At 66.3% G+C, this 12,558-nt stretch carries 11 protein-coding genes; 3 read left to right on the top strand and 8 right to left on the bottom strand.

The genetic code is table 11. The features are described 5' to 3' along the window. Positions 1 to 55 precede the first annotated feature (55 nt). From T8S45_RS09610 to T8S45_RS09585, 6 genes are all read right to left on the bottom strand, one after another. On the bottom strand, positions 56 to 2,167 hold the full coding sequence (locus T8S45_RS09610; RefSeq protein WP_322293558.1) for a prolyl oligopeptidase family serine peptidase: 2,112 nt from the start codon (positions 2,165 to 2,167) through the stop codon (positions 56 to 58). 22 nt (positions 2,168 to 2,189) lie between these two features. Further along, entirely contained in the window at positions 2,190 to 3,179 is a 990-nt protein-coding gene (nadA, locus tag T8S45_RS09605; RefSeq protein ID WP_188642593.1) for a quinolinate synthase NadA, read from the bottom strand. An 82-nt stretch (positions 3,180 to 3,261) separates the two neighbouring features. Next, positions 3,262 to 4,956: a BCCT family transporter gene (locus tag T8S45_RS09600; protein ID WP_322293557.1), complete on the bottom strand. Its 1,695-nt coding sequence runs from the start codon at positions 4,954 to 4,956 to the stop codon at positions 3,262 to 3,264. Positions 4,957 to 5,101: 145 nt separating this feature from the next. Next, entirely contained in the window at positions 5,102 to 5,878 is a 777-nt protein-coding gene (locus T8S45_RS09595) for a hypothetical protein (protein WP_322293556.1), read from the bottom strand. Between the two features lie 69 nt (positions 5,879 to 5,947). After that, complete coding sequence (locus tag T8S45_RS09590) at positions 5,948 to 6,640, bottom strand: DUF4230 domain-containing protein (RefSeq protein ID WP_188642590.1); 693 nt, start codon at positions 6,638 to 6,640, stop codon at positions 5,948 to 5,950. Beyond that, positions 6,625 to 7,497, bottom strand: a complete 873-nt coding sequence (locus T8S45_RS09585; protein WP_322293555.1) for an MBL fold metallo-hydrolase — start codon at positions 7,495 to 7,497, stop codon at positions 6,625 to 6,627. Before T8S45_RS09585 ends, T8S45_RS09590 begins: the two co-directional genes overlap by 16 nt. 106 nt (positions 7,498 to 7,603) lie before the next feature. On the opposite strand from T8S45_RS09585, the gene glpK reads away from it, so the two are divergent. After that, on the top strand, positions 7,604 to 9,070 hold the full coding sequence (gene glpK, locus T8S45_RS09580) for a glycerol kinase GlpK (RefSeq protein WP_322293554.1): 1,467 nt from the start codon (positions 7,604 to 7,606) through the stop codon (positions 9,068 to 9,070). Here the strand turns inward: glpK and T8S45_RS09575 are convergent. Both T8S45_RS09575 and T8S45_RS09570 read right to left on the bottom strand, forming a co-directional pair. Continuing rightward, positions 9,067 to 9,534 (bottom strand): DUF1465 family protein, encoded by a 468-nt coding sequence (locus T8S45_RS09575; protein WP_322293553.1) that lies wholly within the window; start codon positions 9,532 to 9,534, stop codon positions 9,067 to 9,069. The two genes, glpK and T8S45_RS09575, sit on opposite strands and share 4 nt — an antisense overlap. Positions 9,535 to 9,638: 104 nt before the next feature. Beyond that, a complete protein-coding gene (locus T8S45_RS09570; RefSeq protein ID WP_188643186.1) occupies positions 9,639 to 9,836 on the bottom strand; it encodes a YdcH family protein in 198 nt (65 codons plus the stop codon). 195 nt (positions 9,837 to 10,031) lie between these two features. Between T8S45_RS09570 and T8S45_RS09565 the strand changes: the two genes are divergently transcribed. Both T8S45_RS09565 and ptsP read left to right on the top strand, forming a co-directional pair. Next, positions 10,032 to 10,187 carry a YdcH family protein gene (locus tag T8S45_RS09565; protein ID WP_188642586.1) on the top strand — a complete coding sequence of 52 codons (156 nt, stop codon included), beginning with the start codon at positions 10,032 to 10,034 and terminating at the stop codon, positions 10,185 to 10,187. Between the two features lie 59 nt (positions 10,188 to 10,246). Continuing rightward, positions 10,247 to 12,520: a phosphoenolpyruvate--protein phosphotransferase gene (gene ptsP, locus T8S45_RS09560; RefSeq protein ID WP_188642585.1), complete on the top strand. Its 2,274-nt coding sequence runs from the start codon at positions 10,247 to 10,249 to the stop codon at positions 12,518 to 12,520. Positions 12,521 to 12,558 lie beyond the last annotated feature (38 nt).

Below are 12,558 nucleotides of genomic sequence, written 5' to 3'. Positions count from 1 at the left end.
TATCCCCCTTCGACTGCGTTACGAGGGAGATAACGCGCCGGAACGCGATCCGTGCCTACTGGGTGTCGGCTTCGCTCCCGATCTCGCGGTTGAGGAAGGCGAGCAGCAGCGCGGCGCGCTTGGCGTCTTCCTCGTGGTCGGCGCCGACCGAATGGCCGCCTTCGCGATATTCGTGGTAGTAGAAGGTCTGCCCGAACGCCTCGTGCTTGGCGGCGGCCTTGCGCGCATGGCCCGGATGGACCCGGTCGTCGAGCGTCGACAGGTAGTAGAACGCGGCCGGGTAGCCCGGAACGTCGCGCATGTTCTGGTAGGGCGACCATTCGCGCATGAACGCCCAGTCCTCGGGCACGTCGGGATTGCCGTATTCGGCCATCCACGAGGCGCCGGCGAGGAGCTTGTTGTAGCGCCGCATGTCGATCAGCGGGCTGCCGCTGATGAAGGCGCCGTAAAGGTCGGGCCGCTGGTTGGCGACCGCGCCGACCAGCACGCCGCCGTTGGAGCGACCCGAGGCGGCGATGCGTCCGGGCGTGGTCAGATTCTGCGCGACCAGGTCGTCGGCCACGGCGTGGAAATCGTCGAAGCTGTTCTGGCGCTTCTCGCGCAGCGCGTCCTCGTGCCAGCGCGGACCGTATTCGCCGCCCCCGCGAATATTGGCGAGGACGTAGGCGTTGCCGCTTTCGAGCCAGAACAGCGACAGCGGACCGCTGCGATAGGGCTCGGCGGTGAGGTATTTGGGCGTCTGGGCGGCACGAAACCCACCATAGGCGTGGATCAGCGTTGGCAGCGGGCCTTCGGCGCCTTTCGGTCGGACGAGGTAATACGGCACCTGCGTACCGTCTTTCGAGGTGGCGAACTTCTGCACGACCTCAAATTTCGACGCGTCGAACTGGGCCGGCTCGCTTGCGACCGCGACCGGCTCACCCTCGCTCGACACCGCATAGAGCGTCGGCGGCGACAGCATGCTCTCGACCGTGACGAAGGCGGTGTCGCCCTTGCCGCTGGTCTCGGCGATCTGGATCGTGCTGTTGGCGGGCAGGGCGATCTCGCGTTGGGTCCAGCCGCCCGCGCCGGGCGTCAGTTCGATCAGCTTGCCCGAGACGTCGTCGAGCACCTTGACCCACAGCTTGCTCTCGGACGAGGCGACTTCCTCGATCGCCTGGCTTTCGCTCGGGCGGAACACCGCGACGGGAGCGGGCGCGGAGCCGCGCATGATATCGGCCAGCGGCCAGGCGAGCAGCGCGCCGGGCCGTTCATTGCCGAGCGGCGAGTTGAGCTTGGCGATGACCTGGCCGTTCAGCACTGCCTCGAATTCGGCATCCTCGGGCAGGGGCACGGCGACGGTGCTGCCGTCCTCGCGCACCAATTCGAACCGGTTGGTCCAGAAGCTGGGGCTGCGGTTGACGAGCCGCCAGCGCGTGTCGCCGTCGAGGACCGAAAACCCGCTGATCGAGACATCGGCCTGCTCGCCTGCGGCGATCTGGCGTGCCTGCGCGAATTCGGTCCCGCGTTGCCACAGCTTCACCAGGCGCGGGTAACCCGAGTCCGTCAGCGAACCTTCGCCCTCGTCGGTGCCGACGAAGAGCGTGTCGCGATCGAACCAGGCGACATTCGACTTGGCCTGCGGGAGGGTGAAGCCGCCCTCGACGAATTCGCCCGTGTTCAGGTCGAATTCGCGCACGATATCGGCATCGGTGCCGCCGGGGCTGATCGAAACGAGGCAGCGTTCGTAATCGGGCGCGAGGCAGTTCGCGCCGTGCCAAACGTAGCTCTCGCCCTCGTCGCGGCCTAGCTGGTCGACATCGATCAGCGTGCGCCATTCGGGATTGCCGGCGCGGTAGCTTTCGAGGCTCGCGATCCGCCAGATGCCGCGTGGATTTTCGGCATCGCGCCACAGGTTGGTGACCTGATCGCCATAGATCGCGGAGGGCATCGCGATCTGGCGGGTATCGTCGAGGATCTGCTTCGCCCACGCCTTGGCGACCGGGTATTCGGGCTGGATCGTGAGCACCGCCTCGGTCTCGGCGTTCCATGCGTCGACCTGTTCGAGCGCGCGCTCGCCCTGGATTTCCTCGAGCCAGATATAGGGATCCTCGGCGTCGGTATCCTGCGCGGCGAGCGGGGTTGCGACAGCGGCGAGCGCCGTGGCGAGCGCGAAACGTGCGATCATCTATTCTTCTCCGGAGATTGTGTCAGGCGCGGCCGAGGTCACCCTTGCCGATCGTGCCGCTGGCCATCTCGAGCATCTTGTCGAGGCTCTGCTTGGCCTTGAGGCGCAGGCCTTCCTCGATCTCGATGCGGGGCTCGAGGTCTCGCAGGCAGGTGTAGAGCTTCTCGAGCGTGTTCAATGCCATGTAGGGGCAGATGTTGCAGTTGCAGTTGCCGTCCGCACCCGGCGCGCCGACGAAGTTCTTCTCGGGCAGCGCCTTTTCCATCTGGTGGATGATATGCGGTTCGGTCGCGACGATCAGCGTGTCGCCCTCGAAGGTCTTGGCGAATTGGAGGATGCCGCTGGTCGAACCGACATAGTCGGCATGGTCGACCACGTGGGGCGGGCATTCGGGGTGCGCGGCGACCGGCGCGCCGGGGTGCTGCGCCTTGAGTTTCAGGAGCTCCTGCTCGCTGAACGCCTCGTGCACGATGCACACGCCCGGCCACAGCAGCATGTCGCGATCGTATTTGCGGTTGAGGTAGCCGCCGAGATGCCGGTCGGGGCCGAAGATGATCGGCTGGTCCTTGGGGATCTGCTGGAGGATCGTCTCGGCGCTCGAACTGGTGACGATCACGTCCGACAGCGCTTTCACCTCGGTCGAGCAGTTGATGTAGGTCAGCGCGATGTGATCGGGATGCGCCTCGCGGAAGGCCTTGAACTTGTCGGGCGGGCAGCTGTCCTCGAGGCTGCAGCCGGCATCCATGTCGGGCAGCACGACGATCTTTTCCGGGCTCAGGATCTTGGCGGTGTCGGCCATGAACTTGACCCCGCAGAACGCGATCACGTCGGCATCGGTCTCCGCTGCCATCTGCGACAGCTGGAGCGAATCGCCGACGAAATCGGCGAGATCCTGGATCTCGGGCCTCTGGTAATAATGCCCGAGGATGATCGCGTTGCGCTCCTTGCGGAGGCGATCGATCTCGGCGACGAGGTCTTCGCCGGTCGGCAGCTTGGTGTCTTGAGCAGTCATAATTCTGGTCCCGTCTGGCGCGGTTCTGACGCCTCTATAGATCGAACGAGCCGCGATGCGAGAGGGTTCCGTCCGGGGGGCGTCAGGAAGCCTCGGCTGCCTCGGCGCAGGCCTCCGCGGTAGTGGGGACGCCGTGCCGCTTGCGGACGATGTCGAACGCCACCGCCTTGACGATCGAGACCGCCATCGCCGCGACCACGAACGAGAACGGCAGCGCCCCGATGATCATGGTGATGCGGATCGCGTCGATCCCGCCGAGGATCAGCATGCTGCCGACGACGAAGGCGAGCGCCGCTCCCCAGAACAGGATGTGACGGCGTCGCTGGCCTTCGCTCTCGCCAGCGCCGTTGATCGTGTTGACGATCAGGATCGCGCTGTCGGTGGACGTCACGAGATAGGTCATCAGCAGGATGACGACGAGACCCGACACGATCGCCGCGATCGCCGGGTCGAGCAGGATCGCGAGCGTCGCGAACAGCTGGTCGGCCATCGGCGCATCGACGATCGCCCCGTTCGCGGCGCCGCTGAGTTCGAGGTCGATCGCGGTCCCGCCCACCAGCGTCATCCACACGAAGCACATCAGCGAGGGCACGAGCAGCACGCCGAGCACGTATTCGCGCACCGTGCGGCCGCGTGAAATGCGCGCGATGAACATGCCGACGAAGGGGGCAAAGGCGATCCACCACGCCCAGTAGAAAACCGACCAGTCGAGCTGCCACTGGACCAGCGCTTCGGAGATCGCGCTTCCGGTATCGTCGAACAGGGTCAGCGAATTCGGGACCAGCGTGACGAGATAATCCCACAGGCCGACGCCGAGAAGCTGTGCGCCATAAAGCCCCGATCCGACCACGAGGAACAGCGCGAGCAAGGCGAAGGACAGGCCCATGTTGAGGTTCGACAGCCATTTGATGCCGCGGCCGACCCCCGACAGCGCACTGAGCGTCGAGGCGCCGACCAGCACCAGCAGGGCGAGGACGATGGCGAGCGCCGAAGACGAGCCGTCGCCATCGAGCAGCCAGTCGCCGAGACCCAGTCGCGCAAGCCCGGCAATGAATTGCTCTACCCCGAGGCCCATCGTCACCGCCACGCCGAGGATCGTCGCGACCACCGCGACCACATCGATGATATGGCCCCAGATCCCCGACAGGCGCAGCCCGAACAGGGGGGCGAGCGCCGAGCGGATCGTCAGCGGCAGGCCGCGGCGATAGGATACGTAACCGATCGCCAGCCCGACGAGCGCGTAGGTGCCCCAGGCGGCGAAGCCCCAGTGGAGGAAGGTGTAGACATAGGCCGGGCGCACCGCCTCGCTGCTGCGGGCCTCGATCGCACCGCGGATGATGTCGGGGTTGTTGCTGAAATGCGCCAGCGGTTCGCCGGTCGAATAGGTCAGCATGCCGATCCCGATTCCCGCGCCGAACAGCATGGCGAACCAGGAGAACCGGTTGAACTCGGGCTTTTCGTCCGCCTCACCGATCCTCAGGCGGCCCGCGGACGGCACGAGGGCGAGTGCGAAGCAGACCAGCATGAGGAAGGCGACGAGGTACACGTACCAGCCGGCGAAGGTCGCGATGATGGTCGAATTCGCGGCGTTCAGCGTTTCACTGGCGCTGACGGGAAAGAAGATCGCCCACATGATCAGCAAGGAGACGATGATCTTCGACGGGATCGTGACCGCGCGACTGAAACCGTCGTAGAACCCCCGCGAGGCGGTACGGATCGGAAGGTCGATCAGCGGCGGCGCGATCGTGCTGTCGGTGGCGGTGGTATCGGTGCTCATGGATCCTCGCGATCATGATGGAATGGCGCGCGAGATCCCGATCGGAAAAGCGATCGATTACGGCGGGTTTCGTGCGGAATGCGCGCGCAGCATAGGCCTCGCTCCGGTACTTGCAACGTTACCGGCCCGTGCGGCTCCCGGCGCGCTACATCGTGAAACCGGGCGGCAGGAACGCCTCGAGCGGGCGTTCGGCTCCGGGCGTACCGGCGATCACGCTCTCGGTGATGGCGAGCCCGAGCGGCGAATAGGCCAGCAGCATCGAGGCGAGGAAGGCACCGGCATAGATGCCCGTGCCCCACCAATAGGCCGGGTGCACCCGGCCGGTGCGGCGCTTGTCGGCGATCATCCCGATCACGGGGAAGGTGAAGGTCGCCGCCACGGTGATCGTCCAGGCGTTGGGTATCATCAGCGGGAGCGGCAGCAGCCGGCCGAGCCCCGGGCCGGTGAGGATGGCCATCGCGCACAGCATCAGCCGGCGGTGCCAGCCGGTGTAGCGCTGGCGCTTGAGCGCCCACCATGCGAGCCCGCCGAAGACCAGCAGCATCGCGATATTGCTGATCAGGAATTCGCTGACGTGGAAGAAGAACGGACCGCCGGTGCGGCGCGCGACAACGAGCATGATCATGATGCCCGCCGCGACCATCGTCGGCACCCAGAACCACGCGAAGCGCCCGATCCGGCGATGCAAGGCCATATTGCCGGACGCGATCGTGACGTGCTGCGCGAGGAAGAGCGCGATCCAGCCCATGAAGATCACGCCATGGACATGATATTGCCACGGCACGGCGAAACTCGAGCGCCCCATCGCGAGATTGACCGAGAACCCCGCGACGATGATCGCGGACATGACGAAGGCCATGATGACGAAGAAACGCGTCGAGCCCGCGGTGTTCGCGGGCTGGCCGGCGGCGGCTGTTGCCATGGGCTGAAACTCCCCCCAGAGATTCCAGCGACCCTCGGCGTACGAATTTATGCCGCGCCCGGCGGAAGGTCAATCGGAAGGCGAATCGCCGTCGAACCGCACATCGACGGTGACATCGCCATAGCCCGCGACCTGCATCGGAATGGCGAGGTTCTGGCGCACCGCCTGCTTGGCCGCATTGCGGGCGAGAGCGAGGATTTCCGGATTGCGCGCGAAGGTCGAGGCCTTGCGCTCGGCCTGGCGCGAATTGTTGCGCGCGAGGTCCTCGCTCGCGTCGCGGGTGACCCACGCGCCTTCGGTGAAGGTCCGCGCCGCCGCCTCGTCGAGATTGGGGCGCGAGACGCGCAGCGGCGGCAGGGTCACGGTCAGCGTCTCGGCGTCCTCGTTCCAGACGAAGCGATCGCGATCCATCGAGCCGAGATCGACGCGATATTCGACCTGCGCGGGGATGACCGCCAATTGGCGCGAATTGAGCAGGTCGAGATTGAGAACGCCGCGCGAATCCTCGCTTTCGGCGACCACCTCGAACCGCGATGAAAACACCGTCAGCGAATTCTGTTTCTCGAAAGCGAGCATTGCGCTGCCGACCGGATCGGCGCGCTCGTCGTAGAAGAAGGCGCGCCAGGTCAGCCAGGCGACCGCGGCCAGCGCAAGGATCAACAGCAGCCACGGCAATGCCTGCACGCGGGCCAGCGGCTTGTCTCGTTCGACGCGGGGCTCGAGCCCTTCGGTCGTCGGTTTTTCGGTTACATCGTTCGCCATACATCGTCCGAACGTGCGACTTCGCCGCGGCGTTCCAGATCGATCAGGTGCGCCTCGACCGATTTGCCCGCGGCGCCGACGAGGCGCGGATCGAGCCCCTTGTACATTTGCGGAACCATGTCGGCGATTTCGTGGGGTTCGCGGTCGAGCAGTTTGAGGATCTGCCGCTCGCGCTGGCGGCGATGTCCGATCATGCCGCGCACCAACTGCCGGGGCCTTTCGACCGCGGGGCCGTGGGCTGGGTAATAGATCCTGTCCTCGCGACGATAGAGCGTGTCGAGGCTCTGCATGTAATCGCGCATGTCGCCATCGGGCGGCACCACGACGCTGGTCGACCAGCCCATGACATGGTCGCCGGTGAACAGCGCGTCGCTCTCCTCAAGTGCGAAACACAGGTGGTTCGAGGTGTGGCCCGGCGTGGCGAGGGCGGTCAGGGTCCAGCCGTCTCCGCTGACCCTTTCGCCGTCTGTCAGCACCCTGTCGGGCACATAGCTGGCATCGAACGGCGCATCGGCGCGCGGGCCGTCGCTGTCGAGCGCCAGCGGCGCGCAGCCGATGATCGGCGCCCCGGTGCGCGCCTTCAACGGGATCGAGGCGGGCGAGTGGTCGCGGTGGGTATGGGTGCACATGATCGCAACCACATTTCGCTCACCGATCGCATCGACCAGCGCGGCGAGGTGCGCCTCCTCGTCCGGACCCGGATCGATCACGGCCAGATCCTTGCCTGCCCCGACGAGGTAGGTCTGCGTCCCGGTATAGGTATAGGGCGAGGGATTGGGCGCGAGCACGCGCCGGACCAGCGGTTCGAGCTGTTCGGATGTGCCCGTGGGCCAGGGTTTCGGCGGAATGTCTACCATGCAGTCCCATGTGGCGCTTGTCCCGCGGCGATGCAACGCGCAGCGGCCGACACAAGTGGGACGACCGCTCTCGACTTCGCTCGCGGCGAGCGGATAGAACGCCCGCATGAGCCAGTTCATCCTCGTCCTCGATGCCGGTACGACCTCGACCCGCGCGATGCTGTTCGACCGGGCGGGCGCCTTGCACCACACCACCCAGCGCGAATTCACCCAGCATTACCCGCAGCCCGGTTGGGTCGAACACGATGCGGCGGAAATCTGGGACGAAACGCTCGCCTGCCTGCGCGCGGCGATCGCGGCGGCGGGCGGCCGGCAGAACGTCGCGGCGCTCGGGATCTCCAACCAGCGCGAGACGGTCGTCGCGTGGGATCGAGGCAGCGGCGAACCGCTGGCGCGCGCGATCGTGTGGCAGGACCGCCGGACCGCCGCTTTCTGCGCCGAGCTCAAGGGTCGCGGCGAGGAAGCGGGCGTCACGGCCAAGACGGGATTGCTGCTCGATCCCTATTTTTCCGCCACCAAGATGCGCTGGATGCTCGATCACGAGCCCGCGGTTGGCGAGGCCGCGAAAAGCGGAAACCTGGCCTTCGGAACGATCGAGAGCTGGCTCGTCTTCAAGCTTTCGCGCGCCCATGTCACCGATGCCAGCAATGCCAGCCGGACCTTGCTGATGGCGCTCGACGGCGAGGGGTGGGACGCGGACCTTTGCGAATTGTTCGGGGTGCCCGCGGGTGCATTGGCGGAGATCGTCGACAATGCGGGTACGCTGGCCGTCGCCGATGGCGATTCCGCCTTCGCCGGACTGCCGATCTGCGGGCTGGCTGGCGACCAGCAGGCGGCGACGATCGGCCAGGCCTGCCTGTCACCCGGCGAGACCAAGGCGACCTACGGCACCGGCGCCTTCGTGCTGACCAACCAGGGCACCACGCCGCCAAGCTCGGGACATCGCCTGCTCGGCACCGTGCTCTACCAGCTGGACGGCGAACGGCACTACGCGCTCGAAGGGTCGGTGTTCGTTGCCGGCAGCCTCGTCAAATGGCTCCGCGATACGCTCGGCCTGATCGAATCCTCCGCCGAGACGGAAGTGCTGGCAAGGTCGGTGGCGGACAGCGGCGGCGTGGTGGTCGTCCCGGCGCTGTCGGGGCTGGGCGCGCCGCACTGGAAGCCCGAGGCGCGCGGCGTGGTCTCCGGCCTGAGCTTCGCGAGCGGGCGGCCGCAGATCGTGCGCGCCGCGCTCGAATCGATGGCGCTGCAGACCCGCGACCTGGCGACCGCCTTCGCCGCCGACGGGACGCGATGGGAAACCCTGCGGATCGATGGCGGGATGGCAGCCAATGACTGGATCGCGCAGGACCTTGCCGACATGCTCGACCTCCCGGTCGAACGGCCGGCCATGCTCGAAACGACCGCGCTGGGAGCCGCGATGCTCGCCGCGCACGGCTGTGGCTGGTACGCCAGCCTCGAAGATGCGGCGGAGGCGATGGCGGGACAGCGCAGCCGGTTCGACCCGGCGATGGATGATGAAGCCCGAAGTGCGCGGATCGCGGCCTGGGAAAAGGCGCTGCTCGCGGTCTAGGAAGCGACCGCGAAAACCTCCGCCAGCCGTTCCTGCATCGCGGTTACGGGTGCGGCGACCATCGCGTCGCTCTCGCTCCACTGTTCCTCGAAACGCTGCAGGTGGCGGTAGAAGGTCTCGGTCGCCTCGATCATTTCGCGCAGGTGCAGCGGCAATTGCGCGATCCGCTCCGGATCGCGGCCGGTAAGACGCGTAAGCTTGCCCAGCCGATGCATTTGCAGCGCGGAAAGTTCGCCGCGCATATAGGCGCGCTGGTTGAGCAGCCAGGCGACGGCGTGCATCATCCGCGTGGTCGCGCGCAGCGCTTCGCACGACAGCGCGACGCGGAACGGATCGTAGGACTTCTCGTCGGAGGCCTCGAGCGCGGAAAGGTCGAACACCGCGCGCACCTCGTCGGACAGCGCGAGGGCCTCGACATAGAGCGACTCGACAAGTTGCGGTCTGACGGATGCGGTGTCCTGCATGGCCGGTTTGGTATCGGGAAATCGGCAAAGCTGGCAAGGTATACAAATGGTTAACGGGCCTGTCGTTGAAGGCCTGTCCCCCGATGGGACGGAACCGCGAACGCTCAGGCGATGATGTCGGGAAGCAGCTCGTCCGCGATCGCCGCCATCTGGTCCTTCAGCGAAAGCTTGCGCTTTTTCAGCCGCATGATGCGCAGCTGGTCGGGCGTGTCGGACAGCGCCAACGCGTCGATCGCCGCATCGAGATCGCGATGCTCGATGCGCAATTGCTCGAGGCGGCGGCGCAATTCATCCTCGTCCATCTCCGCCCGCACGCTCCTTTTGTCGCATCTCGCGCGCCGTCCGGCCCGCGCATTTCGTCATGCCGCTTGCAAGATATGTTTAATCTGCTTGCATGACAATCTGTCGGTCGCCCGAGGGCGGCGAGTCGCTTCCTCGGGTCCGGCTTCAACCGGGCGGTGCCGCTGGCACCGTCGAACCATACGAGGAGCAAATCCATGGTAGCATCGCACGCATCCGCATTGCAGGCCAAGCACGCACGGGTCGACGCCCAGTTGCGCGAGGAACAGGGCCGCCCCATGCCCGATGAAGTGCGCATTCACGATCTCAAGCGACAGAAGCTCGCGCTCAAGGACGAGCTGACCGAGCACTGATCCGCATTTTGGCGTGAGCCGCTTTCCCTAGCGGCTCACCCTGCGCTAAGGGTCGGCGCATGCCCAAAGCCGCTGCCGCCGCCCGCACGATCCTCACCCGCCTTCACGAGGTGATGGCTTCGCGCGACAGCGCGCAATCGAAACTGAACACCGTCGTCGAGGTGATCGGCGAGGAGCTCGATAGCGAGGTCTGCTCGATCTACCTCCTGCGCGAGGGCGAACTCGAATTGTTCGCCACCAGGGGCCTCGACCAGTCCGCCGTCCACGTCACCCGGCTCGGAACGGGCGAGGGCCTAGTCGGCACGATCGCGATCAATATCGAGACGCTCAACCTCGCCGAGGCGGCGTCGCATCCCGACTTCAGCTACCGCCCCGAAACGGGCGAGGACAAGTTCCACTCCTTTGCCGGCGTGCCCATCGTACGGCGCGAACGGGCGGTGGGCGTGCTCTCGGTCCAGCATGCCGATCCGCGCCGCTACGACGATGTCGAGATCGAGGCGCTGCAGACCGTCGCGATGGTGCTCGCCGAACTGATCGACAATGCCGGACTGGTCGACAATGAAGCCGTATCGGGCGCGAACGAGCAATTGACCGAACCGTGCCAGCTCCACGGGCAGACTTTGGTGCGCGGCCTCGCCGCAGGCAGTGCGGTGTTCCACCAGCCGCGGATCACGATCGAGCACACGGTGGCCGAGGATACCGAGGCCGAACGCCAGCGGGTCTATCTCGCCTTCGACAAGATGCGCGAGCAGATCGACAACATGGCGAACCAGGCGGAGTTCGGCGTCGGCGGCGAGCACGAGGAGGTCCTCGCGACCTACAAGATGTTCGCCTATGACGAAGGCTGGTCGCGGCGGATCAACGAAGCGATCGACAGCGGGCTGACCGCCGAGGCCGCGATCGAACGCGTCCAGCAGCGCACCCGCATGCGCATGCGCCAGATCGACGACCCGCTGCTCGCCGACCGGATGCACGATCTCGAGGATCTCGCGAACCGGTTGTTGCGGATCGTCTCGGGCCAGCTCGGTACCGCGGCGAGCCGGGGGCTGCGCGAGGATGCGATCCTGATTGCGCGCAATCTCGGTCCGGCGGAACTGCTCGAATACGACAAGCGCCGCCTGAAGGGCGTGGTGCTCGAGGAAGGCTCGCTCACAGCGCATGTCGTGATCGTGGCGCGCGCGATGGGCGTGCCGGTGCTCGGGCGGATCCGCAATCTGCGCGGGCATGTCCGCGAAGGCGACCCGATCCTGCTCGATGCCGACAGCGCAACCGCCTTCGTGCGGCCCGCGCAAAGCGTGGTCGATGCGTTCGAGGCGCGTTTCACCCAGAACAAGAAGCGCCAGGCTGCCTATGCCGAATTGCGCGACGTCGAGCCATTCACCCGCGACGGCACGCGGATCATGGTGATGATGAATGCCGGGCTGCGCGACGACATGCCGACGCTCGCGCTGACCGGCGCGGACGGCATCGGCCTGTTCCGGACCGAGTTCCAGTTCCTCGTTTCCTCGACCCTGCCGCAGCGCGAGCGCCAGACGCGCCTCTATCGCGACGTGCTCGATGCCGCCGGAAACAAGCCGGTGGTGTTCCGCACCGTCGATATCGGCGGCGACAAGGCGCTGCCCTATCTCCAGGCGGACGATATCGAGGCGGAGGAAAATCCCGCGATGGGCTGGCGCGCGCTGCGCATCGCGCTCGATCGCGAAGGCCTGATGAAGGCGCAGTCGCGCGCGCTCCTGGAGGCCGCGGCGGGGCGTACGCTCAACGTGATGTTCCCGATGGTGTCCGAGCCGTGGGAATTCGACGCTGCGCGTGCGATCTTCGAAAGCCAGCTCAAATGGCTGCGCGAACAGCGCAAGCGCGTGCCCGAGGAAGTTCGCTACGGGTGCATGCTCGAAGTACCGGCGCTCGCCGAATGCCTCGACGACCTGCTGCCGCGGCTGTCCTTCATTTCGGTCGGGACCAACGATCTGACCCAGTTCCTGTTCGCGGCCGACCGCGCGCATCCGCGCCTCGCCGAACGGTACGACTGGCTGAGCCCGGCGATCCTGCGTTTCCTCAAGCGGGTCCACCAGGCGACGGTCGGGCGGCAGGTCGACATCGGCGTGTGCGGCGAGATGGGCGGTCGGCGGCTCGAGGCGCTGGCCCTCATCGGGCTCGGCTATCGACGCCTCTCGATCACCCCGGCGGCAGTCGGACCGATCAAGGAACTGGTCCGGCGGATCGATATCCCGGCCATCGAATCGGCGATGAACGAGTGGCTCGTCAATCCGCCGCCGAACATGCGCGAGGCGCTGTCCGAATGGGCCAAGGCGCATGAAATCGAGGTGGATTAGGCAGCGCAGCCTCGCGCAGCGGACGAACCATCGGTGAT

Source organism: Pseudoblastomonas marina (assembly GCF_034374265.1).
GTDB lineage: Bacteria > Pseudomonadota > Alphaproteobacteria > Sphingomonadales > Sphingomonadaceae > Alteriqipengyuania_A > Alteriqipengyuania_A marina.
Note: the sequence above shows the minus strand (reverse complement) of the source record. Positions and strands in the feature narration are given on the sequence as shown.